This is a genomic window from Pseudomonas capeferrum (assembly GCF_000731675.1).
Lineage (GTDB): Bacteria > Pseudomonadota > Gammaproteobacteria > Pseudomonadales > Pseudomonadaceae > Aquipseudomonas > Aquipseudomonas capeferrum.
The window spans coordinates 1,065,983-1,089,080 of sequence record NZ_JMIT01000001.1; the positions used below are offsets into that span (position 1 = coordinate 1,065,983).

The window sequence follows — 23,098 nt, forward strand, 5'->3', positions numbered from 1 at the left end:
ATTCCGCTTTTCCACTTAACAGGGCCCAACGGCAGACAGAGACGCGCTGGCGCTTACCCATGGAATGGATGCGCGCCAGCCATTGCCAAGTTGGGACTGCGACCAGAAGTCTTCCAGGACAATCTCGCCCGTACTTTCGCGTGGGCACTCGCCCCGTTCTCCTTGCCGCCCCCAACTGAACCGTCGGCGTCTGGTGTTCACAGAGTTGGAGAAATATACATATGCAGAGTATGGAGAAGAGCCTATGTCGCACCTGGGACTGGTGTTTTCGCAAAACAAACAATCACGAAGCCTCCAGTTGGAGCAGGCGAGGCCGGCGGAGGCAATACGTCAGCGAAGGTTGACTGACACCACAGTAGTCAAATCCCCTAACCGGAGGAAGCTATGGCAAACCTTGTCGAAATTTCAGCGGATCATGCTGCTACGATTTTGGGTGCGCAGAAGGTGGATGTTCCCAACTCGGCCTTGAAGGAAGTGACTGCCGCGTGCTTGGGTTATGAATCCGTCGAGATACTTGTTGCTCAAAGTAGTGACGCGTTACTCCCATACCAATTGGAATGCGCTGAAGCCGTTGTTCTTAACCTCAAAATCGAAGTCATGAAAGCCACCGAAGACTACGCACTCGACTTTGAATTCTTCAGTCGGCTTGTACACCTCATGGAGCGTTATGACTACGCGCCCCAGGAGGTCGCCGACATGCTCATCACCCGGGAAATGTGCACGCGCGGCCATTCGCGGAGCAAGGAAAGCGGAAATGATCTCGTCTACTTTCGTAAGCTGATGGACATGAATTCTCCGACGTCCTCCGACAAGAACGTCGCCGGCGATGACTCCAAGCACCCAAGCCTAAAGATCCAAGTCCCGTTGTGAGGCACGGCATGAGCACAATGGAAAAGCTGTCCAAGGTCTACGCACTCGATCATCGCATCAGGCTTGAGCAAGAGGCAGCTGCCTCCATGGCAGGCGATGCCGAAATCTCCAAAATGCTCAGCTTCCTGGATGAGTTAGACAGCCTGGCCAGTCAATACCAGTTTCAATCCGTCGATATCGTCAGGCTGATCAAGCCAGACTACCCGATGCCCAAAGAGCTTTCGCGGGCTTGCGATCAGCTCGCGAACGGTTCGCTTGATCCTGAGGATAATCGCAAGGCATCGGCACCAAGGTTGTCGACGGCGACTGGGAAGCAAGGGCAGGGTGGTCGTCGGTCTCCCCGAGTGCCGAAACGCTACCAAAACCCCCATACTGGCGAATTAATTGAAACCGCCAGCGCCAACCATAAGCTGCTGAAAAAATGGAAATCCGACTATGGCGCCGACGAGGTGGAGACCTGGCGCTTATGACCCGTTGGCCCGCGCTGAGCGCCTAATCATGGTTGTCGTGAGCTGGCGGAATTTTGAAGCGCCGTCTCGTATCTCTCCTTCAACGTGACATTCGGCTGCGCGGGTAAGCTCTGCTCGATATGTCAGCAAGTGCTCTGTCAGGGTATCGAAGCTATAAGCATAATCGGACGTGATTTGCGGAAACAGTGGGATAGGCGGCAGCGCTGCGTCGGGGTCAACCTTCAACAGCTTCAGATGATTCTCGAGCAAGCTCCCAAATGCGGGAGGTAAAACGCACCAGTCACCTCCATCCCACAGCCCCGTCACTGTATACACCCATGAGCCATCTTGATTGCGTTCAAATTGAGATAGTGACCCTGGGTTGCCCCCAGAACCCACTACTTTTGAGAGCGCAAAGGATGTGTAGCGGGCAAATGCTAGAAAAACGCCTACCTCGCTGGCACGAATCGCTGGCAACGTGCTTTGGTCTAAAAACTCAAAAACCCAATCAAGCTGCCGGCGATCCAGCACTGGCTGCCCTCTATGAAGCGCCAAGCTGCGCTTTTTTGTTTCCAATCCAGGAGGAAAGGGATTGGGAATGGGCGATGACGCTTTTCTATTGTAGAAGTCGAACAGTCCTCTGGCTTCCTGAATCAAGACAGACCGCGTGCGATACACCGGTGGCACGGTACCGCCATCAGGGGTGCTCTTGCGCTTGAACAAGCGCCAGCGCTCATTGATTGGCCAGCCGTAGAACGGCACGCCGGGCTGAGCCACGTAGCGCGGATTAACTTCAATACTCGTCCACTCGACTGGCGGGTCTGTCCACCATTCCAGAAACATAGAAGCTGAAGCGCTATCCCATTCAAATAACGAAATTTCGCGCTCGAAGCTCCACATCAACATTGACTCCAAGGTACGAGCTGCACAGTTATAGGCACCAGAATTGGTCAACTCAGAAGCGCGCCATTCCAGATACCGCGTGCAAATCTCTACACAGTGGAAAGGTTGTGCCCGGCGATCAATCTTAAGGAGTCGATCACGCACGAAATTGTTAAGGCAGTTTTGTGCCGGATAGAAATGCCGGAATGGCGGGAAGATCGGGAATATGACTAACGGGCGAGCCATCGCAACCTCCGAACGCTAAAATGAGGAGGTGCGACGACGATGCCAAGCTGTTTCGGGTGAACTGAGTGTAGTCCACGCTCAGGACTGTGAGATCTGACCTGATACCTGTATCACGGCCCGGTAATAGATGAACCTGCAAGGTGCCTGGTAACGATGCGTCGTGTGGGTCAGGTTTGAGATTTCCGGGCTAAGCCTCTGAGCGGAAACGGGTTCGGCGATATTTGAACCAAGGGTCGGCGATAGGTGAATGGGGATAGACACCGGTAAAGCGCACCTCCAGACACACCATTTAACATAATATGCATTATGCGCACCTTCGTATGGAGCTGCCGGGGCGTGTGTTGGCCAGATTGGAAGCCAGATCGCGGTGCAATTTTCGCGGACGCGAAAAAATCCGACCTGGTCGGCCGGCACCAGGTGTTGCTAGTAGCAACACCCGCCGTACCTGTTAACGGCTATGTCATGCCCCGTTTAGCCTAAGCGGCTTTCTCGGCCAGATGCTACTCGTACTGCTCCCGATCAAGGTCGCTGTCGGTGATGCTGTCAACGACCTCAAACGGAGTCTCTTCATCGAAAGACCAACTGTCGAAACGACGAATGATGTTGAACCTGGCCTTCATGTGGAACGCGGAGCCGTGAGACATCCTGTCGAGATCCTGTTGGCCTCCGTATACGAGAGAACCCTCCAGGACCAGCTTTCCTAGAGCCTGAATCGTAATTAGCGCTGGTGGTTTTCAAGGAGGTCACTCGAAAGTCGGACGCATTCATGTCGGTCCGGGCTTCTGAGGTAGCGTCCTCCAACAAATCGTCAAGCTGAGACGGCAGATCATCTTCCCGAATGGCGTCCTTGAGGTCGTTGACGCCAAAGGCGGCACGACCAAGCCGAGGATCGTCAGGATTACGCGTGGCTACAATGATAAGGTCATGAAAATTGTAGAATTTCGCTCTCTGACTGAATAGCTCTTGAGCTGAGGACAGCGAAATTCCTTCCGATTTGGAAAGAGCTTTGGCCTGCTGCTTGATAAGACTGAGGATAGCGTAGGACATGGCACTTCTCCTTCTGACGACGCGCTGAAGGGGAAAACTGCTTGCGCATCTTCCCGGTGCATCCAAGGAAAAATGCGCTAGATAAAGGATGTGGGTTGGAGCAATGCGTAGGCCCAGCGACGCGACCTCGGCATGGACTACCCTGCCCCTTTTATATGCCTACAATGAATAACTATGCTAAATATTCATTTAGTTTAGTTATATCTCACTGCGGCAAATGATCCCGACGCTGCCCCTCAAACACAGCTATAGCCACCCCTTCGCTCTCCGAGAGCAAATCACGCAAAGGCGGCACCTAGCGGGCCTTACCCTCCACTTCCGCCATCAGAACAACATCGCGGGCGGGCCCAGGCGCATCGTTCAGGCTACCACTGGCTGGTGAGCGTTACCGGTACGCGCAGCGGCGCAATGGGGCCGTCACGTTGCCCGCACATCTCATCATGCACCACCTGCTGTACCAGCATGCAGGGCACGGGTGGCAGGTCGGCCAACAGCTGCCGCAGCTCGGTAGTGGAGCGCACGCGAACGGGCTGCCCATGGGCATCGCTCAATGTCACGGGGCCGGCGTCGGTCAAGGCGCGCAGGAGGTAGAAGCCACCCTCCAGCGACAGCAGTTCAAGTTCCTTTGCTTCGCCGGTCGAGACCAGCTGGGTAAGCGCGATCAGGTTCATGGTGTGCCCTCTGGCAGGCGGCGGAAGAACAGGGTGATCTGGGCGATCTCAACGCCCAGCTTGCTCATGCTCGAACGGTTGATCAGGCTGTCGTCATCCATGAGGTACATCCAGTCGTCCAGGTCTACCTGCCAGTGCCGCCCATCAACTGGCAGGTCCAGCTGGTAACGCCTAGGAAACCAGCAACAGCACTTTGTGCATGTTCCTCAGTCGTTGCCAGCCAGCCCAAGCAGGCGCTGGCGCAGTTGTGTATCCCGGGCTCCGGGGTCGAGCCAGATGGCAAAGAACGCCCTGGCAAAGACCGGGTCGGCGATATCGCGGCTGAATTTACCGTCGACGTAAAAGCGGCAGCCCTGCCCCGGCAGGTACAAGCCAGTAATGCGCATGCCGGGGCGCACATCCACGAATGCCTCTTCAATCCCATGGGTCCACGCCGTGCGTTGTTGCGGCGTTATGCTGCCACCGTTGAGGCGACGCATTTCCTCGAGGCTGGCCTGTACCAAGGTGTTCCTGGACAACGAACGGTGGTAGAGGAGCTCAAGGGCGAATGGCTGGCTCCAGTCATGAACTGGCCCTGCTGTCCATAATTGGGCTGTGTAAAGACGCAGGCCAAACCAGGTGAACTCACCACTCCCCAGCCGTTGCGCCCCAGGCAGCTCCGCTCGCCAGCCCGCAACCGCCGAAAAGGCAGCCAGTAGCAGACAAAGGCAAGCCCAACGAGCACGGTGCGCCATACTGACCTCAAGTACGCGTAAATACTGTACAACAATAGCATCTTGTACAGATATCGTACTCCAAATGCATAGATTTTAATGCACAGCGCAAGACCTCGGTCACGCCACTAGCGATATGATCAGGTCCGCAATATTAAGAGGTACGAATGCCACGGTCAGCAGCGCATAGGCCTTGCGCGAGCTGGCTGCAAACACACACAGTGGGATCATGATCATGACCACGTCAAAGGCGCCCCAAAGCGCCATGGGCGAAACGCCGAACAACAGAATGTTGACGATGAACCCAAGCAGGTAATAGCCCGACAGGAACAGCAGCGCGTAGCGGCCATCCTGCTCGAAGTACACACGAAGCCCTTCGCGCTCGTCCTCGCTGCGGCTAGGCAACATCAGCGCCGAGGAAACGAACAGCGCAAGTGCCAGCAGCACCAACAGCAAAAACTCCTGGAACGAGAAGGTCGCCCTGACTTGCGGCAGCGAATTGACCGCCCACCAGAAATCCATCTGGGTGGTGAAGAGCATGACCGCCCAGACCAGAGCCACCCAGTCTGGAGCAGCGGTGCGACGGATACGGAAGACGGTCAGCGCCCCCAGAAGCAGGCGCGTGACCGAAAGGCCCAAGACCATAGACAGGACGGTAGCAACGATAGGGAAATTGCTCATGGTGCCTCCTGCTGACCAAGACTCTGGACAGCGTAGGCGGCGAACAGCAAACTTTGCACAAATGAGTACGGGTTCTGGGGGCTTGTCGCAGGTTTTTCAGTGCCTGTGAAACCGAGCGCCGCGCGGGCGGCGCTGGGGCTACGCGCCAAAGCAACCCTCAAGGCTGGCTGTTCCCCACCAAAAGCTGCAGCGTCACTTACCCAAGGAGCCTGTCTTGTCAGAACGCACTCACTGCGGCGTGAAGCCCAGCGACTCTGCCTGGTCGGTGTTTCTGGTGTTCTTGCGCCTGGGGCTGACGTCTTTCGGTGGCCCCATTGCGCACCTGGGTTACTTTCGTGAAGCATTTGTAGCGCGCCGCCAATGGCTCAGTGAACGCAGTTATGCCGAGCTGGTCGCCCTGTGCCAACTGCTTCCCGGCCCCGCCAGCAGCCAGGTGGGCATCGCGCTGGGCCTTTCACGGGCGGGGTTCCCGGGCGCTGTCGCTGCGTGGGCTGGGTTCACATTGCCATCGGCCCTCCTGCTGACGCTGTGTGCTCAGGGCCTGGGGGCATGGGGAGGTGGCGCCCCAAGTGGCCTGTTGCACGGCCTGAAAATCGTCGCAGTCGCCGTGGTGGCCCAGGCCGTATGGGGCATGGCACGTAGCCTCTGCACCGATTTCGCGCGGGTAACCATCGCCCTGTTCGCTGCCTGCACCGCGCTGCTGTGGCCCAACGCAGTCGGGCAGATAGCCGTGATCACAGGCTCGGCCATCACAGGCTTGATCCTGCTCAAGCCTCCGGGCTCCCCGGCAGGGGAAGAGCTGCCGTTTTCACTCAGCCGAAAGGCCGGGCTGGCTGCGCTGGTAATGTTCTTCGCCTTGTTGGTCGGCTTGCCGCTATTGACCCGCATCTGGCCCTCGCAAGCACTGGCAATGATCAACGCCTTTTATAGCGCAGGCTCGCTGGTATTCGGCGGTGGGCATGTCGTTCTACCGTTGCTGGAGTCGGCCACAGTGGCCAATGGCTGGGTCGCGAATGACACCTTTCTCGCAGGTTATGGCCTGGCGCAGGCCATACCTGGCCCACTGTTCACGTTTGCAGCCTTCCTGGGTGCATCCATGAGCTTGCAGCCGTCCGGCTGGGTGGGCGCGACCGTTGGCATTCTCGCCATTTTTACCCCCTCCTTCCTATTGGTGGTTGGTGCAGTTCCCTTCTGGGAAACACTGCGGCGCAGCGCCCGCAGCCAGTCAGCGCTTGCCGGTGTAAACGCCGGCGTGGTCGGACTTCTGCTGGCAGCCTTGTACCAACCGGTGTGGACGAGCGCCATAGCCAAGCCAGCAGACTTGGCATGGGCGCTGATCGCCTTGATGGCCCTGATGTTCTGGAAGTGGCCTGCATGGTTGGTTGTCCTTGGCTGCGGCGTATTCGGTTGGCTGCTGAGCAGCACCTTTTAGGCTCTGTACGAAAAGTTTTGTGGGAGCGGCGGTGCGGCGATCCGACTTGTCCCGCGATGGAGTGCGAAGCGCTCCTGTACCCGATATCAAATGGTGTCAAAGAAGCCGCGAACTCAGGCTTTGCTGCCGCGTTGCGGCAGATCGCGGGGCAAGTCGGATCGCCGCACCGCCGCTCCCACAACGATGAATGACCATACTTTCGTACAGAACCTAAGGGCCTTAGAGACAGTATCGGGCAGCTCACTGCAAGGGAAGCGACACGATGGCAGCCAGCCCACCAATGGCCCTGTTTTCCAGGCGCACCTGCCCCCCCAGCCGCTCGACGATAGTGGCCACGATGGATAACCCCAGCCCTGCGCCATTGGGGCTATTGCGGCTATAGAAGCGCTCGAATACCCGTACAAGATTCGCCTCGTCTAGACCTGGCCCTTCATCTTCGACAACCAGTTCGAAGCGATTGGCCAGGCGCCTGAGTGATACCGTGATACGCCCGCCAGGCGGTGAATGCTCTACCGCATTGGAAACCAGGTTCTGCAAGGCGATGCCCAGCGCTCCGGAGTCGATCATCAGGGCATGGTCACCTTCGCTGAGATCCAGCGAGGGCTCCAGGCCGCGATCCAGTATCCAGGGTGTGAGATCCGCCAGCACATCGGTGACCACTTCGCCCAAGTCGACACGGGTGGCGCGCTGACCGAGGCGCGGCTCGACGCGGGCAAGGGTCAGCAACTGGTTGACCACCCGGGTCAGCCGGTCGACACCGCCAATTAAAAAGCCCAGGGCTTTCTGCCGCTCGGCATCGGTACTGGCGGCCTGTGCGTTTTGCGCATGCAGGCGCAGGATCGCCAGTGGCGTGCGCATCTCATGGGCGGCGTCGGCAATGAACCGATGCTCGCGCCGCAGCAGGTCATCGATCTGCGCAAGCAGGCGATTGATAGCCGCCTGCATGGGCTCAAGCTCGGTCGGCAACGGCACCAGTTGCAGGGGTTCGAGGGAGTCGGCATGGCGCGCACGAATCACATCGGCCATGTTCTGCAACGGGCGCAACCCCCAGCCGATGGCCGCCCAGACCAACAGCGCCAAGCCCAGGCTGCCGAGCAGGAACGGAAACAGGGTATGGCGTACGATGCGGTCGATCAGGTCGTAACGCACGTCGTCGCGCTCACCCACCCAGATCACCCACTGTTTTTCGGGTACCGGTAATACAAAGCCGCGCCATTGTTCGCCACCGCTGGCAAAATCGTAGAAGCCCGCCGCCGTAGGCGGTGCGTCGAGGGTCGGTGCACTGGGGGTGTGCACCAGCAACCGTGCTCCCTCCCCCCACACCTGGAACGCCAGCTTGCTCTCATAGGGGTGGCCCACACGGTGGCGCCCGGCCTTGCCCAGCGCCTCGTTGAATGCCTGATACAGCTTTTCGCGGTTGCCATCCTGCACCGGCAGGTTCATCACTCCCTGCAACAGCCGGGCATTCTGAGCCATGTGAGCATCGTAGACTTCGTTGATCTCGCGTCGGCTGTCGTGATAGTTGTACAACGCCAACAAGCCGGTGCCGAGCAGCATCAGCACCATCACCCGCCACAGCGTGCGCTGGCGCAGCGAGCTCATACCTTGCCCTCGACCAAATATCCGATACCGCGCACCGTGCGGATCAGGCCGTTGAACAGTTTCTTGCGCAGGTGATAGATGTTCACTTCCAGCGTGTTGCTCTCAGGCTCCTCGTCCCAGCCATACAGCAACTGGGTCAGCCGCTCGCGCGTGAACACCTTGCCCGGTTGCGCCAGCAACTCGTGCAGCAGGCGATACTCCTTGGGCGTCAGTATCACGGGCACACCGTTGTAGTGCACCTGCTGAGTGGCAGGGTCCAGGCTTACGCCTGCGTGCTCGATGAGCACCTTGGCCCGGCCGGCGCTGCGCCTGAGCAAGGCGCGCAGGCGAGCCTTGAGCTCGTTGAGGTCGAAAGGCTTGACCAGGTAGTCGTCGGCACCGGCATCCAGGCCAGAGATACGGTCCTCGGTCGCATCGCGGGCAGTGAGAATCAGCACCGGCAGGCTGTTGCCCCCTGCCCTCACCCGTCGCAGCAGATCGATACCGCCCAACCGCGGCAGCCCGAGGTCGAGGATCACCAGGTCGAACACTTCGTGTTGCAGGGCATGCAGCCCGCTCAGGCCATCGCGCAACCAGTCGAGGGTGTAGCCCTCCTGGCGCAACCCGTCGCAGATCCCCTCGCCCAGGGCGGTATCATCCTCAACCAGCAGCAGCCGCATGTTCAGTCCTGTTTGTCCTTGATGGCCTTGAGTAAAGCATCGATATCGCCACGCCGGCCCTGGTCGGCCAGCTCGCGGCCTGGCCGTGGCGGCGCCTGGCGTGCTTTTTCCAGGGCGGCGGTGGCTTCAGCGTAGCGTTTTTGCCGGGACAGATGATCGGCCCAGAAGTAATTGCTGTCGATACCGTTGGGGTTCACTTGCAGCGCCTTGCGCAACAAAGTGTCTGCCTTGTCGCTGTCACCAAACCCGATGGGCCAGCCCGGCACCTGGTCGTACAAAGTGCCCAGGCTGGTATAAGCCGAGCCCTGCAGGGCATTGGGGTCGAGTTTCATCGCCTCCTCGAGGCTGGCCTTGGCCGACTTGACCTTGCCCAGCGCCCCCAGGCCGCCGATGGCACCCGCCCAACTGCTGTTGATGATGCCCTCCCAGATCAAGGGTTCGGCCGAGCCCGGGTGCTGATGGACCAGCGTAGAAGCGTCGGCTGCGAGTTTCTCGAACGCATCGGCGCGTTTGTCTTTAGGCGTTTGGTACTGGATCTGCGCCCAGCGCTGCTGCAAGTTAGCCAATTGTTGGCTGCCGGCCTGGTCCAGCGCCCAGGTGAGCGGTGCGAACGCCAGCAGGCCAGCGATGAACAGACGTTTCATTTGATCGACTCCTTGGAATGGCTAGCGAGGTAACGACGGATCACCGGCAGTTGCTTGCGCAATGCACGGTCGACCACGCCGGGCAACATGCCGTTTATGTGCACGAAGAGCTTTTCCGGCCAGCCCAGGTAAAGCTCCCTGCGCTCTGACTGCACGGCCTTGAGCACAGCGCGGGCCACATCTGCCGGGTCGTCCATGCCGACTTTCAGGGCCTTGTTGAGCGCCGTGGCAGCGGTGCTGTTCATCGCGGTGCGTGTTGCCCGGGGGGCGGCGTACATGACATTCACCGAGGTATCGGCCAGCTCGCGGCGCAGCGCCTCCGAGAAGCCGCGCAGGGCAAACTTGCTGGCGCAGTAGGTGGCATAGCCGGGGTAGCCGATCGAGCCGTAGGTGGAACCGACGTTGACCACCAGTGCCCTGGGTTGTGCGCGCAGCAGCGGCAGGCACACACGCGTCAGTTGCAGGGCGGCTTTGAGGTTGATGTCCAGCAACTCGTCCAGCGCCTGCTCGTCGATCTGATCGAACAGGGCAAAACGGTTCACGCCCGCGGCATTGATCAGGACGTTGACCCCGCCCATCTCCCGGGCACGGGCAAGCACCTGCTCGCGCCCCTCATGGCTGCGCAGATCGGCCGACTGCCAGAGCAGCCTGTCGTGATAACGGTTCATCAACCCGGCGAGTTTGCCCATCTGCCGGCTCACCGCCAGTACCCGGGCACCGGCTGCGCACAACTGCTCGGCCAGTTCCAGGCCGATGCCTCCGCTGGCGCCGGTGAGTATCACTACACACTCAGGCAAGCGCATGACGCACCTCTTGCAGGCCCGCACGCGGCAGCCCCTGGAACATATCGGTATACAGCCGGTAAACCACTTTGGCCGCTTGGATCACAGCCCGCTGGTCGTCAGCATCATCAAGGCGGTCCATTAATTGCCGGTAGGTGACCATGTGATCCTGGTCCAGCGCGCCATGGGAGCTGAGGTAGCTGAAGGCCCTGTCGGGCAACGCCAGCGTGCTCTGGATCGTGCCGGCGGCCTGGGTGGCTAGGGCAATGCTGGTGCCTTCGAGCACATTTACCATGCCAAACAGCCCGACCGGGTTGCCGCGGGCGATCATGTCGTAAAGGTAGGCGACCATCAGCTCGATCGGCAGTGCCGGGCGACCGTCACGTACCGCTTCCCAGTCGCCACCGCAGGCATTGATGTCATTGAGGATCCACTGCTCGTGGCCGTACTCCTCCTCGATGTATTCGCAGACGGCGCCGCGCAGCCATTCCAGGCGCGAAGGCAGGCGCGCCCCGCACGCCATCATCAGCGGCACGGTATGGCGTACATGGTGGTATGCCTGGGTCAGGAAGGCCACATAGCTGTCGAGGCTGACGTGCCCCGCCAACGCATCGCGTATGATCGGTACGGCGAACAGGGCCTGACGCTCCTGGCTGGTTTGCATTTGCAGGGTATCGAAAAAGGACATGGCAGACCTCACAACGGGATATCGGATAACAGGGAGTGGTAACGCCGCAGGATGGCCTCGCGGCGCGGGCGGCCATTGGCGGTCAGGGTGTCTTCGGTACTGGACAAGGGGCACGGCAGGCGACGCCAGGCATGGACCCTGGCGTAGTCCGGCAGCAAGGCATTGCAATGCTGCACAGCCTGGTCGATGAGGGTGTCGGGGGTAGCGGGGTCCAGCGGCCAGAGCAATGCGAGGTTCTTTGGCAGGGCCTCGCCATGCACGAACGCCTGGGCGATCACGCCGCTCTGGGTCAGTTCGGCCTCCACCCACTCCGGGTTGACGTTGCGCCCGAAGCTGGTGATGAACTGGTGTTTCTTGCGGCCATCGAGGTACAGGTAGCCCTCCTCGTCGAAATGGCCGAGGTCGCCAGTGGCCCACCAGCTATCGCAAACAGGTGGTTCCGCCAGATAGCCGAGCAACACCGAGCCCGCCACCAGCACCTCCCCGTCCTCGGCGATACGCACCTGCACATGGGGCAGCGGTTTGCCGACACTGCCTCGGCGGGCTGCGCCCGGCCGGTTCAAGGCCACCACCGAAGCGCACTCGGACAGGCCATAGCCCTCGAACACCGGCAGGCCGATCGCTTCGGCGCGGGCCAGCAAACTGGGCGCCACCCGGGCACCGCCGACCGCAACGAACCGTAGCGCCCCCACCTGCATCAGCCCGCGCTCGATGGCAGTGATCAGCCCCATCAACAGCTGTGGCACCACAATCAGGCTCTGCGCGCCGCTCAGGGCGACAGCCCCCAGCAAGCGCTTGAAATCGACCTGGCTTGCACCGCCCATGCCCAGTTGCGCCTGGGGGTACAGCAGCAGACTCGCCCCGGCCATCAATGCGGCGTAGGCACCAAGGTTTTCCAGCAGCACACCAAGCGGCAGCACCGCCAGGTAACGCTGAGGTTCACTGGGCCGGCTGGCCACCTCCAGTTCCCGGGCGACACGCAACAGGGCTTCGACAGACAGGCACACGCCTTTGGGCTTGCCCGTACTGCCGGAGGTGTAGGTGATCTTGGCGGTGCCGGCAGGCAGCGCTGCAGCGGGCTCTGCCTCGCGAACCCAGAACACGTCCTGCTGAGCGAACCCCAGCTCGGCGAGCGTACCGTGCCATTGCGGGTCGCACAGCACATGGCTGGCACCACTCTGCTCAATGCAATGGCTGAACTGGGCAACACTGAAGAACGACGGGACGATTACACAGGGACGCTCGGCAAACAGCGCCGCCAAATCCCAGAACAGCAACTGCGGGCTGTTATCCAGCGCCAGTACCAGAGGGCCTGGCGAACACGTACGCAAGCTGTGGGTGCGTAACCCCACCTCTGGCAGCAACTGCCTGTAGGTGAAGCGCTCGGTCGCCCCTTGCACGGCAATGGCGTCAGCGTGATCGCGGGCAAACGTGACCAGCAGTTGATGAAAGCGCTCCAGTTCATGCGGCATGGCCAGCCTCCTGAAAGGCCGTTGGCAATCCCAGGCGCTGGAACACTCCAGCCTTGCTCAAGGCATCGAAGCCATGACCGATGCTGCCGGCAAAGACTTGCGGATGCTGAGCGTAGTAGGTACCCCATTGGTCCACCTGCCCATTCAGCCGAGCCGGGTCGGCCGACGCCAGTACCGATGGCACCAATCCCAGGCGCTGGAAACTGTTGATCAGTGTCGTCGCGCCGGTGAATGCCACCCACTTCAGGCCCCGTGTGGCCAGCAACCAGGTCACCGCTATGATCATGATTCGCGCGCTACCGGCACTGAGCGAGGCCAGGTTGCCGACTTCGACCATGCACTCACGCTCAAGGGGGCAGCCCGCTACGCGTGAAACTGCAGCTTCCAGCGGCTCATCCAGGTAGTGCTCGAGAAACAGCGGCCCGCTGCTGGCCGGGTGCAAGCCTGCGGCAGCAATCAGCCGACCATGGCTGTCATGCAGCGCCAGCAGTTCTGGGAGGTAATGGTACACATCAGCGTGGTGCACGCTGGCAAAACACTGATGAATGAAGTGCTCCAGCTCATCGCGGCCAGGGTCCTTGTGCAGATGAAGCGACAAGTGGGCGTGATTGTCGACGTGGCTGCCGATAGGCAATGGGAGCAGGCTGCTCCACTGAGACTGGGTCATGAAACTCCCCCCGTTTGGGCTTGATGGGGTGAGTATCAGTGGTCAATCTGAAGGGAATCTGAAGTCAAGGATTCGACCTTGGTCGCAGGGCGCGTGCTGATCATTGGAGACAGAAGCCAGCGCGATAAGAGCGGCCACTCACTGACCTTTATCAATCTCCCCGTGATGTTCAAGCGTAGAACCGACACGATGGCCTTTATCGGCCAGACTTCTGTCAGGGCCACAGGGGAGCCACCAATGTTAACCGTCACACTGATCAACGCGCTGGTCGTGATGCTGGTGGTGGTGATTCATTACGAATGCCTGCTACGCCTGAACGACTGGCTACCGCGGCTCAAGCTCTGGAGCCGGTTTCGCATCGTCATCGGGGTGTTCGGCGCGTTGGCGGCCCACGCACTGGAAGTCTGGTGCTTTGCCCTGGCCTATTACCTGATGGCCAATGCCAAAGGCTGGGGTACGCTGAGCGGCAACTTCGATGGCACATTCATGGACTGCGTGTACTTCTCATTCACCACCTACACCACCATCGGCTTTGGCGATATCGCGCCAAGTGGCGACCTCAAATACCTCACAGGCCTGCAGGCGCTGACGGGCCTGGTGATGATCACCTGGACGGCCTCCTTTCTGTTTCTGGAAATGCAGAAGTACTGGAAGACCAAGTAGCGAGGCGTGGGGAAATCAGCGCGGCAATTGACAACTATCAAGTACGCAAAAGGCGCCGCGTTGAAACTGTACCTCCTTTGTACACCCCCAAATATAAGGAGGCTTGCCATGGCATCCGCCGAAACACCCCGCCCCCACGCCGCAGCGTCATTTCCTGCCACCACCGGCGAACACTGGATCGAAGCGCTCGACAACGGCACCCATGTGCTGATCAGGCCTTTGCAGCCCAAAGACCGCCAGCGCGAGAAGAACTTTATCGAACGCCTGTCGCCACAGTCGCGCCACTTCCGCTTCCTGTGCCAACTCACGGAGCCTGGCGAAGCCATGCTGGATCAACTGATGGTCGTCGACCACGACCAGCATATGGCCTATGTGGCCCTCGCCCATGTCGACGGTGAACTGCAGGAGGTTGGTATTTCCCGTTACGCGACCCGATCGGGTAGTGAAGAATGCGAGTGCGCCGTCACCGTCCTCGATAGCTGGCAGCGTCACGGTTTGGGTACATTGCTGCTCCAGCACCTGATCGACCACGCACGCGCCCAGGGCCTGCGGCACATGTATTCCATGGACGCTGCGGCCAATGTGGCGATGCGCGACCTGGCTCAGGCAGCAGGGTTTACCAGCGCCAGAGACCCGGATGACCCAAGCCAGTTGATTCACCGGCTTTCGCTGGCCTGAGGCGATGCCGCAGCGGTGGCCTCCGGCAGCAGGTCCAGTTGCTCCAGACACTGCCGCTCATCGGCCGCGGTCACCCCCTCGAACGCCCTGACTTCAAGCAACGGCGTATTGAACAGGGCCAGCCGGATGACGCCGTTGCGATCCAGAAACGTTTGCGCCAGGCACTGGCAGACCGATTTGGCCACCAGTGCGGCGAACGCTCGATCCTCTGGCAGATCAATCTGTGCCTGCAAGTGGGTCTCGCACCCGCTCACAATGCCTTGTACGGAACGGCTGGCGAGCACAAGTGTGCTTATGCCCAGCACGGCGAACAGTAGCAGCATGCCCAGCATAATGTTCGACTCTCTGGCCACACCCCGGATCAAGGCAAGCCTCGCTTGCCAACCTGTGCCCTGCTCGGAAAAAATGGTCTCGCCCACAGCGCCCTTGAAACAGCGCTGCACGGCCAACCCGACCGCCGCGCTCAGCGCCAGCACTGCCAGCACAATGACCGGGGCACGCATGGGCAGCCGCCAGGCCGGGCCCAGCACCTGATACACCGAGGCGGCAACCACCAGCGTGGCAATTGCCGCGATCCATCCAAGGCTGCCCTTGGGACGTGTTACCCAGGCCCTGAGCTTTGCCCTTGCTTGCATATTCATGAGAACCTCCAGCACCGTGCTAGCGCACAGGGTCTATGGCAACCGTTTCCAGGTGCTCGGGCACGCACACCTGCCAGCCGAGCTCAAGGCTTATCCGTCGACGCAAGGTGTCCGCAGCATGCGGTTCGCCATGAATGACGTAGGTTTGCCGCGGTGGCCGGTTGAACCCGCGTAACCACTCCATGATTTCGTCCGCATCGGCATGCGCCGACAGGTTGTCCATGGCAAAGACCTGCGCCCGGATCGGCACATCTTCGCCATGCAGGCGCACGCTGCGCGCTCCGGCAACAATATCAGCACCCCGAGTACCGCCTGCCTGAAAGCCGGAGAACAGGATGCTGTTATGAGGATTGGGCGCCAGCGCCTTGAGGTGGTGCAACACCCGCCCCCCCGTGGCCATGCCGCTTGCGGCAATGATCACCGCAGGTTCGCGCAGCTGATCCAGGTGCCTGGATTCATCGACCGTACGGATGATCTGTGTGCCTTTGCACATCTGCGCGCACTCCAGCGCCGTCAGGCGGTGTTCACGCCTGAACTGTTGGTACAGGGCCGTGGCATCCATCGCCATCGGGCTGTTGAGATACACGGGTATGTCGGGTATCAGCCCGTCGCGCTTGAGCGTGTACAGGTAGTACATCAACAGTTGCGCACGGCCAATGGCAAATGACGGTACCAGCGTGATGCCATGGCGCAGCAGGGTCTGGTTGATCACATCGGCCAGGTAACGCTCCGGAGCCTGAGCAGGGTGCGAACGGTCACCATAGGTCGATTCCACCAGCAGCGCATCGGCCGCACCGATCAGCTCGGGCGCACGCATCACGGGGTCGTGGGGCCGCCCCAGATCGCCTGATGACACCAGCGTCTGGCCATCCACCGTCAGTTGCACGGTCGCCGCGCCCAGAATGTGCCCGGCCGTGCGCAGCAACAGTTCGATACCGGGCGCGATCTGGGTGCGATGGTGCAACGCGACGGGCCTGAACAGCTGCAGTGCGCGCTTGGCATCCTGCTCGGTGTACAGGGGGCGGGCCGGCGAATGCTTGGAATAACCATGACGATTGGCATGTTCGGCCTGCTCCTCCTGCAGCCGGGCGCTGTCGAGCAACAGGATTTCAGCCAGGGCACAGGTCGCAGGGGTGGCATATACAGGCCCGCTGAAGCCTTCGCGCGCCAACACCGGCAGGTATCCGCTGTGGTCCAAGTGGGCATGGGTGAGTACCACCGCATCGACCGCACGCAGTGCCGCTGGCAGTGGCTCCCAGTTACGCAAGCGCAGTTGCTTGTAGCCCTGGAAAAGCCCGCAGTCGATCAGCACCCGTGTCGAATCACGCGTCAGCAGGAACTTGCTGCCCGTCACCGTGCCCGTACCGCCGAAAAAGGTCAGTTGCATGGCGGTGGCTCCCAGGTGTCGATCACGCAGGGATGAACGGTCAGCACGCTGCACGGTGGATCGCTCACCATACGTTCGGTGGTGTCGCCCAGCAGCTTGCTCAAACCCTTGGGCTGCACTACCCCCAGGACCAGTACGTCGATATCTAGGGCCGCTACCTGCTCCCGGATCACGTGCACTGCCCCGCCTTCCTTGAAATGCCGGCAATCGAGAGGCACACCTTCGGCATCGGCCAATGCATCGAAGGACACCTGCAAGGCATCACGCATCTCCTCGACCCAGGTCTGCGCAACCAGCATGTCCGGGGCAAACACACCAACCAGGTCATATGCCGAGAGCAGGTGCAACTGCGCATCGCATTGCAGCGCCAGCGCATCGGCGGCCCGGATGAGGGCGCGGTTGAATAGCATCTGGGCCTCGGGTTCATCGTGCAAGGCGGTGTCCACGGCTATCAGTATGCGTTTGGGCAAGGACGCGGCTGCCCGGGGCACGAAATGCATCAAGCCTTGGTACGATCGCATCAGCGCGCAGTCCAGCGGCGTGCCGAAAAACCGGGCCAGTGCCGGTGTTGTTTCGGTGTCCTTGATGACCATATCGGGCTTGAGCTCGCGGATGTAGTCGGCTGCCTGGTCGCGCAGGTCTTCTGCCTTGACGATATCCACCGTCAGATAGGTATTACTGGACCGGTGATGTTCGACCAGTTCCACAAGCTGCTTGCGATAGAGCCCGTATTGGCGCTGCAGCTCGGCTTCGTTCAGCCGCTCCTGGTGTAAAGAATGCGCCTCGTACGGCTCGAACAGCCCAACGATATGCACCGCTGCGCCGCTGACCTGCGCCAGGGCAAGTGCCCGGCGCAGAGCCGCCGAGTGCGGGTCTATGTCTGTAAGCAGCACCAGCAGTTGTCGATACTGACCCATGGGAAACCTCCGGCCGCACGCGGCGATGGCAAGTAGCATCAATCTTCGAGCGCCCTACCCTTCAGCGCTTGATGCAGATCAGAAAGTCATCACCCGCGCACCAACTTGATCAATGTCAGAACCGTACCGACGCCTCACGGTACAACCAGTACAGCCCACGTTGATCAGGCCCTCTGGAGGCCCTATGAACAATCAGTTGCTGGAAACCGAAGACACAAGCGAACACTGGGTAGACACCCTTGATGACGGCACAGCCGTGCTGATTCGCCCGCTGCGCGATGATGATCACGAACGGGACAGACGCTTTGTGAGCACGATCAGCCATGAGGCCCGGCGTTTTCGTTTTCTCGCCGGACTCAGCGGTGGCTTGCCCGGCCTTGACGCGCAGTTGATGCCGGTTGACGGTCACCAGCGCATGGCCTACGTAGCGCTGGCCCATGCGAATGGCCAGCTGCATCAGCTTGGCGTAAGCCGCTATGCCGCGACCCCGGGTAGCCACAATTGCGAATGTGCCGTCGCTGTCAGTGAACAATGGCAACGCAAAGGGCTGGGCAAGCTGTTGCTGCAGCACCTGATCGAAGCGGCTCGGCGCAATGGCTACCAGTGCATGGTGTCCAGGGACCTGTCGAGCAACTACGCCATGCACCGGCTGACCAAGGCGCTGGGCTTCAGTTCGCGCTACCTGGGCGGCGATGTCAGCGAAATCCTCCATGAGCTTGACCTGCGCGCCTGAAACAAGGCCCTTGCGGGCCTTGCACTTCAACCTTGCGAATGCTCGGGCGAGATCACCAGAACACTGCTGCGGAGCCGATGCAGGATGCGCTCGGCCGTACTGCCGATAAACCAGCCGATACCATGATGGTGGTAGCGCCCCATCACCAGCACATCGATATCGTTGTTGTCCATGAACAGCGCCAGCACCTTGGTCGGGTCCCCCACCCGCATGTGGCGGTGCTCGGCGGGGATCCCGTTGCGTTCGGCCAATGCCTGGAAGGCATCGGCCTGAGCCTCGTGAAGTGTCCGTGACAGGTTCGAATCGAACAGGAATGAATGTTCCCGACTGCCTTCGGTGTCCAGGTACATGGAACTCATATCGTAGGCATACAGCAGTTCGATCTGGGCGTTGCATTGCAAGGCCATCTTGAGAGCTTCGCTGATGATATGGTCGTTGAAGCCTTCGAACTGATCCTCCGGGCGAGAAAGGTCAACCGCTGCAAGTATCCGCCGCGGCAGGGCATTGCTGGCGTTGTGTACAAGGTGTAGGGGAATTCGGGTGTCGCGCAGCAACTGCACGTCGAGCGAGGTGAACATGGCTCGCAGCCACCACGGTTCATGCTCCAGCCCCTTGATCAGCAGGGCGAACGGCTGCTCACGCAGATGCACCTGGATCTCGTCCAGCGGATTTTGCACCCACAAAACCTCCGTGGTTACTGTCACGCCGTTGCGGCGCATCGACAGTGCCTGGGTTTCCAGCCATGCACGGTGTTGCTGAACATAGCCCTCACGCATGACCGCCAACGCCTGGTCGTTGACCAGGCCGGCAGTGGCCAGGCCCTCAAGGTAGTCAAAGGCGACGATGTGCAATGGCATGCCCTTGGCTTTGGCCAGGGCCGCCGCACGGTCATAAACCGGCGTGCGGCGCATCAAGGGCGATGCGATCAGAAGAAGTCGTTGCGGGTTGGTCATGGCACACCTCTGCGGGCTCGATGAGTACCTTGATGATCTGACAGCGGCGCCTGTGCGGTTTGATGTTTATCAAAAGTCAGAGGGCACTGATCAACGGCTGCCGCCGTTTGACGCAAAATTGACACGGATCAAGACTTACACGCTTTTTAGGCGCACGCTGCTGTAGTTACCAACAACAATCAGCGATGCCCCGGAGGCATGCCATGGCACTCATGAAAGCGGCCATTTATGTCGAAAAGGACCGCATCGTGCTGGAAGACAAGCCCATCCCTGAGATCGGCCCGCTAGATGCGCTGATGCGCATCAGCACCACGACGATCTGTGGCACCGATGTGCATATCCTGCGTGGAGAGTATCCAGTGGCCAAAGGGCTGACCGTCGGCCACGAGCCAGTGGGTGTCATCGAAAAACTGGGCTCAGAGGTTCGCGGATTCCACGAAGGGCAACGCGTCATCGCTGGCGCCATCACCCCAAGCGGCTACAGCAATGCCTGCCTGTGTGGCTGTGGCGCCCAGGACGGCGCCAGAACGGCGCATGGTTTCAAGGCCATCGGTGGCTGGAAGTTCGGCAATGTCATTGACGGTTGCCAAGCTGAATACGTGCGGGTGCCGGACGCGATGGCCAACCTCTCCCCCATTCCTGACAGCCTCAACGATGAACACGTGCTGATGTGCCCCGATATCATGTCCACTGGCTTTTCCGGTGCAGAACGCGGGGGCGTGACAATCGGCGATACCGTCGCCGTGTTCGCCCTGGGCCCGATCGGCCTGTGCGCGGTCGCCGGCGCCAAAATGCTGGGCGCCACCACCATCATTGGCGTGGACACCGTGGCGGCGCGCATCAGCGTGGCACGCGAAATGGGGGCTTCACACGTGGTCGACTTCAAGCAAGGCAACGTGGTGGCGCAGATCATGGCGCTGACCGATGGCCGTGGCGTAGATGTAGCCATCGAAGCGCTGGGCACCCAGGCCACCTTCGAATGGGCACTGCGGGTGCTGCGCCCCGGCGGCACGTTGTCCAGCCTGGGCGTGTACAGCGCCGACCTGCGCATCCCCGTGGATGCATACGCTGCCGGCCTTGGCGATTACCGCATCGTGAGCACACTGTGCCCCGGCGGCAAAGAGCGGATGCGCCGGTTGATGGCGGTGGTTGCCAGTGGCCGCGTCGACGTTTCCCCCTTGGTCACCCACCGTTTCCGGCTCGATGATATCGAAGCTGCCTACGAATTGTTCGCCAACCAGCGCGACGGCGTAATGAAGGTGGCGATCACGCCCTGAACCTCGCCACGCCGTCGGCAAGGACGCCATTGCCCCCTATCGATAGGCAGTCCCTTGCTCATGCATGCACTGAGGTTCCGATGAACGTCTACGTCGAGAAAAGCGCCAACGACAATCGCTGGTGGGTACACATGGACGAGTGGCGGGTGAGTTTCAGAACACCCATAGAAGCCGAACGGTTCGTGGGCGTGCTGACCGCCCGCCTCAACGCGCCTCATTCACTGTACAAGATCGCCACCGTCGCTTTCAGACCTGCGAAGGAGGCATGAAATGTCGGGCCTGACCGACTTTCAGCTGCTCGGGCAGCCTGCGCCAACGTGCAAACCCCGGCCCGTTCATTTCAAACCACTGACATGCCCGTGCAGTGAGTGCCGGGTCAGCGGCTTGTGTTTGCCCACGGGTTTGCCCATGCAATGCAACAGTTATTTCGGCACACTGATCGGCCCTCGTATCCGGGTCAGGAAGGGGGCTGCGCTGTTCAACGCAAATGTGCCCTTGAGTAGCCTGTATGCGGTGCACTCAGGCAGCTTCAAGACGAACTTGAACAACGCCGAAGGTCAGGGTGTGATCATCAACTTCTGGATGCCAGGGGACGTAATGGGGCTAGATGCCATAGCCACCGAGCTTCATGTCTGTGATGCCATCGCCCTGGAAGACAGCGAAGTGTGCCCGGTGCCCTATCATCGCCTGCAAGCCCTGGCGCGTGATTTCCCCACGCTGCAACAGAGCTTGAACCGCCTAATGAGCCGGGAGATTATCCGCGAGCATGAGCGCGTGCTGATGCTCTGCAACCTCTCTGCCGAGCAGCGGCTTGCCAGCTTCCTGCTGAGCCTTTCCCGCCGCTTCGTCAGCCGCGGCTATTCATCCCAAGGTTTCGTGTTGCGCATGTCTCGCGAAGACATCGCCTCCTACCTCGGGCTGCGCCTGGAAACCATATGCCGCTCGGTCGCTCACTTACGCGGTTTGGGTATCGTCAACCTGCACGGCCGGCTGGTGGAGATCCTCGACATGCCAGCGCTGATCGCGCTCGAACTGGGTTCCCAAGGCAGCTTTGCCATCGCCCCGGTGCAGACCTGATGCTCGACCTGGTGAACTTGGCTCACGGGGCCGTGGCATTGGGCATCGGCATGCTGGTTGGCCTTGAGCGGGAGCGCAAGAAGGTCAACAGTGAGGCTCCCGCCGCAGCGGGTTTGAGAACCTTCGCAATCACCGCCCTGATGGGCTATGTCTGCCATGTAATGGCTGGCCCAGTTCTGGTCGGCGTTGCATTGGTGGGCATAGCGCTGCTGTTGGCCATTTACCACCGCACAAAACCCGACGAAGATTCGGACATTACCAGCGCAATCGCCTTGCTGCTGGTGTTGGTGTTGGGAGGCCTGACAGTCGAACACCCCGAGCTGGCAACCGCCATCGGTATCGTACTCACCATACTGCTGGCCCTGAGGCGTGAGCTTCATCGTTTCGTGCTGCAGCAACTAAGCGAGGCCGAACTGCGCGATGGCTTGTTGCTCCTCACAGTAGCGCTGGTTGTGCTGCCGTTGACGCCGGACCGGTTCATTGGCCCCTACGGGGTACTGAACCCGCGGGTGATCTGCACGCTGGTCGTGTTACTGATGGCAGTCGGTGCGCTAGGGCATATCGCCATGCGCCTGCTGGGGCCACGCTATGGCTTGGCCCTGAGTGCGATCGCATCCGGGTTTGCCTCTGGCTCGGCGACCATTGCCGTGCTTGGCCATCAAGCACGAAAGCAGGACACGTTCATGTGCGCGTTCGCCGCTGCGGCGGTGCTGTCCAACCTCGCCACCCTTGTCCAGTTTGGTTTGGTGCTTGGCGTTGTCGACGTGCGCTTGCTGCGCCCTTTCTGGCCATCTATAGGTCTCGGTATACTGGTCACGCTCATTTACGGCGTGCTGTTGCTGGCGCCTTGGCGCCCTGTGCCAGTCAGCCCCACGACCAAGCCTGGCAGCGGTGCTTTCAGCCTGTTCACAGCACTGCTCATCACGCTAGCGATTACCTGCATTGCATTGTTTTCGGCGTTTCTGCTCGAGCACCTTGGTCACAAGGGGGTCAGCATTGCTGCCTTTATCAGTGGCTTGGGCGATGCGCATGCCGCAACTGCTTCGGTCGCTTCGCTCGTTGCTGCAGGCCAGCTGAAAAGTGCCGACCTGATGTTACCGGCAATGATGGCGCTCACAGGGAATACCGTGACCAAATGCGTACTGGCATGGAGCGGCGGCGGATCTTCGTTCGCTCGCCACCTCATTCCGGCTCAGCTCGTCATACTTGGCACGCTATGGCTTGCGTTGTTGATCTGATACATCAGTCCGAACAGCTACCGTTTGGC

26 protein-coding genes and 1 pseudogene are annotated in these 23,098 nt (G+C 60.4%); 10 read left to right on the plus strand and 17 right to left on the minus strand.

The window, feature by feature from the left end; all coding sequences use genetic code 11:
• Positions 1-384: 384 nt before the first annotated feature.
• On the plus strand, positions 385-870 hold the full coding sequence (locus PC358_RS04650; RefSeq protein WP_033697869.1) for a hypothetical protein: 486 nt from the start codon (positions 385-387) through the stop codon (positions 868-870).
• Positions 871-887: 17 nt separating this feature from the next.
• Positions 888-1,340 carry a DNA binding protein gene (locus PC358_RS26635; protein WP_050506057.1) on the plus strand — a complete coding sequence of 151 codons (453 nt, stop codon included), beginning with the start codon at positions 888-890 and terminating at the stop codon, positions 1,338-1,340.
• Here the strand turns inward: PC358_RS26635 and PC358_RS27695 are convergent.
• From PC358_RS27695 to PC358_RS04675, 6 genes and pseudogenes are all read right to left on the minus strand, one after another.
• Positions 1,335-2,447 (minus strand): hypothetical protein, encoded by a 1,113-nt coding sequence (locus tag PC358_RS27695; RefSeq protein ID WP_156056755.1) that lies wholly within the window; start codon positions 2,445-2,447, stop codon positions 1,335-1,337. The two genes, PC358_RS26635 and PC358_RS27695, sit on opposite strands and share 6 nt — an antisense overlap.
• A 567-nt stretch (positions 2,448-3,014) precedes the next feature.
• Complete coding sequence (locus PC358_RS04660) at positions 3,015-3,494, minus strand: hypothetical protein (RefSeq protein ID WP_156056757.1); 480 nt, start codon at positions 3,492-3,494, stop codon at positions 3,015-3,017.
• Between the two features lie 365 nt (positions 3,495-3,859).
• Positions 3,860-4,165 (minus strand): DUF6482 family protein, encoded by a 306-nt coding sequence (locus PC358_RS04665; RefSeq protein WP_016486281.1) that lies wholly within the window; start codon positions 4,163-4,165, stop codon positions 3,860-3,862.
• Positions 4,162-4,335 (minus strand): annotated as a pseudogene (locus PC358_RS26875) (DUF3833 family protein); the annotation flags it as partial. The pseudogene PC358_RS26875 and the gene PC358_RS04665, both read right to left, overlap by 4 nt.
• A 36-nt stretch (positions 4,336-4,371) precedes the next feature.
• A complete protein-coding gene (locus PC358_RS04670; RefSeq protein ID WP_033697870.1) occupies positions 4,372-4,899 on the minus strand; it encodes a chalcone isomerase family protein in 528 nt (175 codons plus the stop codon).
• A 99-nt stretch (positions 4,900-4,998) separates the two neighbouring features.
• Positions 4,999-5,559, minus strand: a complete 561-nt coding sequence (locus tag PC358_RS04675; protein WP_033697871.1) for a hypothetical protein — start codon at positions 5,557-5,559, stop codon at positions 4,999-5,001.
• A gap of 214 nt (positions 5,560-5,773) precedes the next feature.
• Here PC358_RS04675 and chrA point away from each other — a divergent pair, with 214 nt between their 5' ends.
• Positions 5,774-6,991: a chromate efflux transporter gene (gene chrA, locus PC358_RS04680; protein ID WP_050506058.1), complete on the plus strand. Its 1,218-nt coding sequence runs from the start codon at positions 5,774-5,776 to the stop codon at positions 6,989-6,991.
• 240 nt (positions 6,992-7,231) lie between these two features.
• Here chrA and PC358_RS04685 read toward each other — a convergent pair whose 3' ends face one another.
• The 7 genes from PC358_RS04685 to PC358_RS04715 are packed head-to-tail and all read right to left on the minus strand — an operon-like array spanning position 7,232 to position 13,505.
• Positions 7,232-8,593 carry a sensor histidine kinase gene (locus tag PC358_RS04685; protein ID WP_033697874.1) on the minus strand — a complete coding sequence of 454 codons (1,362 nt, stop codon included), beginning with the start codon at positions 8,591-8,593 and terminating at the stop codon, positions 7,232-7,234.
• The gene (locus tag PC358_RS04690; protein WP_033697875.1) at positions 8,590-9,252 is read right to left on the minus strand and encodes a response regulator; all 663 of its coding nucleotides are present in this window, start codon (positions 9,250-9,252) and stop codon (positions 8,590-8,592) included. Before PC358_RS04690 ends, PC358_RS04685 begins: the two co-directional genes overlap by 4 nt.
• 2 nt (positions 9,253-9,254) lie before the next feature.
• Positions 9,255-9,896: a hypothetical protein gene (locus PC358_RS04695; RefSeq protein WP_033697876.1), complete on the minus strand. Its 642-nt coding sequence runs from the start codon at positions 9,894-9,896 to the stop codon at positions 9,255-9,257.
• Positions 9,893-10,699 (minus strand): SDR family oxidoreductase, encoded by an 807-nt coding sequence (locus PC358_RS04700; RefSeq protein ID WP_033697877.1) that lies wholly within the window; start codon positions 10,697-10,699, stop codon positions 9,893-9,895. The genes PC358_RS04695 and PC358_RS04700 overlap by 4 nt, the downstream gene beginning before the upstream one ends.
• Positions 10,686-11,366, minus strand: coding sequence for an iron-containing redox enzyme family protein (locus PC358_RS04705; RefSeq protein WP_033697878.1), 681 nt, complete (start codon positions 11,364-11,366; stop codon positions 10,686-10,688). The genes PC358_RS04700 and PC358_RS04705 overlap by 14 nt, the downstream gene beginning before the upstream one ends.
• An 8-nt stretch (positions 11,367-11,374) precedes the next feature.
• Positions 11,375-12,838, minus strand: coding sequence for an AMP-binding protein (locus tag PC358_RS04710; protein WP_033697879.1), 1,464 nt, complete (start codon positions 12,836-12,838; stop codon positions 11,375-11,377).
• Positions 12,828-13,505 carry a thermostable hemolysin gene (locus PC358_RS04715; protein WP_033697880.1) on the minus strand — a complete coding sequence of 226 codons (678 nt, stop codon included), beginning with the start codon at positions 13,503-13,505 and terminating at the stop codon, positions 12,828-12,830. Before PC358_RS04715 ends, PC358_RS04710 begins: the two co-directional genes overlap by 11 nt.
• Positions 13,506-13,742: 237 nt before the next feature.
• Between PC358_RS04715 and PC358_RS04720 the strand changes: the two genes are divergently transcribed.
• The gene (locus PC358_RS04720) at positions 13,743-14,168 is read left to right on the plus strand and encodes a potassium channel family protein (RefSeq protein WP_033697881.1); all 426 of its coding nucleotides are present in this window, start codon (positions 13,743-13,745) and stop codon (positions 14,166-14,168) included.
• Positions 14,169-14,276: 108 nt separating this feature from the next.
• Positions 14,277-14,846, plus strand: a complete 570-nt coding sequence (locus tag PC358_RS04725) for a GNAT family N-acetyltransferase (RefSeq protein WP_033697883.1) — start codon at positions 14,277-14,279, stop codon at positions 14,844-14,846.
• Here PC358_RS04725 and PC358_RS04730 read toward each other — a convergent pair.
• The 3 genes from PC358_RS04730 to PC358_RS04740 are packed head-to-tail and all read right to left on the minus strand — an operon-like array spanning position 14,825 to position 17,791.
• Complete coding sequence (locus tag PC358_RS04730) at positions 14,825-15,502, minus strand: hypothetical protein (protein ID WP_476748381.1); 678 nt, start codon at positions 15,500-15,502, stop codon at positions 14,825-14,827. The two genes, PC358_RS04725 and PC358_RS04730, sit on opposite strands and share 22 nt — an antisense overlap.
• Before the next feature lie 4 nt (positions 15,503-15,506).
• On the minus strand, positions 15,507-16,874 hold the full coding sequence (locus tag PC358_RS04735; protein WP_033697884.1) for an MBL fold metallo-hydrolase RNA specificity domain-containing protein: 1,368 nt from the start codon (positions 16,872-16,874) through the stop codon (positions 15,507-15,509).
• Entirely contained in the window at positions 16,865-17,791 is a 927-nt protein-coding gene (locus PC358_RS04740) for a universal stress protein (RefSeq protein ID WP_033697885.1), read from the minus strand. The genes PC358_RS04735 and PC358_RS04740 overlap by 10 nt, the downstream gene beginning before the upstream one ends.
• A gap of 184 nt (positions 17,792-17,975) precedes the next feature.
• On the opposite strand from PC358_RS04740, the gene PC358_RS04745 reads away from it, so the two are divergent.
• Positions 17,976-18,524, plus strand: coding sequence for a GNAT family N-acetyltransferase (locus PC358_RS04745; RefSeq protein WP_033697886.1), 549 nt, complete (start codon positions 17,976-17,978; stop codon positions 18,522-18,524).
• A 26-nt stretch (positions 18,525-18,550) separates the two neighbouring features.
• Here the strand turns inward: PC358_RS04745 and PC358_RS04750 are convergent, their stop codons facing one another.
• Positions 18,551-19,477 carry a universal stress protein gene (locus PC358_RS04750; RefSeq protein WP_033697887.1) on the minus strand — a complete coding sequence of 309 codons (927 nt, stop codon included), beginning with the start codon at positions 19,475-19,477 and terminating at the stop codon, positions 18,551-18,553.
• A gap of 203 nt (positions 19,478-19,680) precedes the next feature.
• Here PC358_RS04750 and PC358_RS04755 point away from each other — a divergent pair, with 203 nt between their 5' ends.
• From PC358_RS04755 to PC358_RS04770, 4 genes are all read left to right on the plus strand, one after another.
• On the plus strand, positions 19,681-20,754 hold the full coding sequence (locus PC358_RS04755) for an NAD(P)-dependent alcohol dehydrogenase (RefSeq protein WP_033697888.1): 1,074 nt from the start codon (positions 19,681-19,683) through the stop codon (positions 20,752-20,754).
• Between the two features lie 80 nt (positions 20,755-20,834).
• Positions 20,835-21,023, plus strand: a complete 189-nt coding sequence (locus tag PC358_RS04760) for a hypothetical protein (protein ID WP_033697889.1) — start codon at positions 20,835-20,837, stop codon at positions 21,021-21,023.
• 1 nt (position 21,024) lies between these two features.
• The gene (locus PC358_RS04765) at positions 21,025-21,831 is read left to right on the plus strand and encodes a helix-turn-helix domain-containing protein (protein WP_033697890.1); all 807 of its coding nucleotides are present in this window, start codon (positions 21,025-21,027) and stop codon (positions 21,829-21,831) included.
• Positions 21,831-23,069, plus strand: coding sequence for an MgtC/SapB family protein (locus tag PC358_RS04770; RefSeq protein WP_033697891.1), 1,239 nt, complete (start codon positions 21,831-21,833; stop codon positions 23,067-23,069). The genes PC358_RS04765 and PC358_RS04770 overlap by 1 nt, the downstream gene beginning before the upstream one ends.
• Positions 23,070-23,098: the final 29 nt, after the last annotated feature.

Bases quoted from the DNA above. Each gene is read 5' to 3' on its own strand.
- PC358_RS04650 (WP_033697869.1), top strand. From the start codon at position 385: ATGGCAAACCTTGTCGAAATTTCAGCGGATCATGCTGCTACGATTTTG.
- PC358_RS26635 (WP_050506057.1), top strand. From the start codon at position 888: ATGGAAAAGCTGTCCAAGGTCTACGCACTCGATCATCGCATCAGGCTT.
- PC358_RS27695 (WP_156056755.1), bottom strand. From the start codon at position 2,447: ATGGCTCGCCCGTTAGTCATATTCCCGATCTTCCCGCCATTCCGGCAT.
- PC358_RS04660 (WP_156056757.1), bottom strand. From the start codon at position 3,494: ATGTCCTACGCTATCCTCAGTCTTATCAAGCAGCAGGCCAAAGCTCTT.
- PC358_RS04665 (WP_016486281.1), bottom strand. From the start codon at position 4,165: ATGAACCTGATCGCGCTTACCCAGCTGGTCTCGACCGGCGAAGCAAAG.
- PC358_RS04670 (WP_033697870.1), bottom strand. From the start codon at position 4,899: ATGGCGCACCGTGCTCGTTGGGCTTGCCTTTGTCTGCTACTGGCTGCC.
- PC358_RS04675 (WP_033697871.1), bottom strand. From the start codon at position 5,559: ATGAGCAATTTCCCTATCGTTGCTACCGTCCTGTCTATGGTCTTGGGC.
- PC358_RS04685 (WP_033697874.1), bottom strand. From the start codon at position 8,593: ATGAGCTCGCTGCGCCAGCGCACGCTGTGGCGGGTGATGGTGCTGATG.
- PC358_RS04690 (WP_033697875.1), bottom strand. From the start codon at position 9,252: ATGCGGCTGCTGCTGGTTGAGGATGATACCGCCCTGGGCGAGGGGATC.
- PC358_RS04695 (WP_033697876.1), bottom strand. From the start codon at position 9,896: ATGAAACGTCTGTTCATCGCTGGCCTGCTGGCGTTCGCACCGCTCACC.
- PC358_RS04700 (WP_033697877.1), bottom strand. From the start codon at position 10,699: ATGCGCTTGCCTGAGTGTGTAGTGATACTCACCGGCGCCAGCGGAGGC.
- PC358_RS04705 (WP_033697878.1), bottom strand. From the start codon at position 11,366: ATGTCCTTTTTCGATACCCTGCAAATGCAAACCAGCCAGGAGCGTCAG.
- PC358_RS04710 (WP_033697879.1), bottom strand. From the start codon at position 12,838: ATGCCGCATGAACTGGAGCGCTTTCATCAACTGCTGGTCACGTTTGCC.
- PC358_RS04715 (WP_033697880.1), bottom strand. From the start codon at position 13,505: ATGACCCAGTCTCAGTGGAGCAGCCTGCTCCCATTGCCTATCGGCAGC.
- PC358_RS04720 (WP_033697881.1), top strand. From the start codon at position 13,743: ATGTTAACCGTCACACTGATCAACGCGCTGGTCGTGATGCTGGTGGTG.
- PC358_RS04725 (WP_033697883.1), top strand. From the start codon at position 14,277: ATGGCATCCGCCGAAACACCCCGCCCCCACGCCGCAGCGTCATTTCCT.
- PC358_RS04735 (WP_033697884.1), bottom strand. From the start codon at position 16,874: ATGCAACTGACCTTTTTCGGCGGTACGGGCACGGTGACGGGCAGCAAG.
- PC358_RS04740 (WP_033697885.1), bottom strand. From the start codon at position 17,791: ATGGGTCAGTATCGACAACTGCTGGTGCTGCTTACAGACATAGACCCG.
- PC358_RS04745 (WP_033697886.1), top strand. From the start codon at position 17,976: ATGAACAATCAGTTGCTGGAAACCGAAGACACAAGCGAACACTGGGTA.
- PC358_RS04750 (WP_033697887.1), bottom strand. From the start codon at position 19,477: ATGACCAACCCGCAACGACTTCTTCTGATCGCATCGCCCTTGATGCGC.
- PC358_RS04755 (WP_033697888.1), top strand. From the start codon at position 19,681: ATGGCACTCATGAAAGCGGCCATTTATGTCGAAAAGGACCGCATCGTG.
- PC358_RS04760 (WP_033697889.1), top strand. From the start codon at position 20,835: ATGAACGTCTACGTCGAGAAAAGCGCCAACGACAATCGCTGGTGGGTA.
- PC358_RS04765 (WP_033697890.1), top strand. From the start codon at position 21,025: ATGTCGGGCCTGACCGACTTTCAGCTGCTCGGGCAGCCTGCGCCAACG.
- PC358_RS04770 (WP_033697891.1), top strand. From the start codon at position 21,831: ATGCTCGACCTGGTGAACTTGGCTCACGGGGCCGTGGCATTGGGCATC.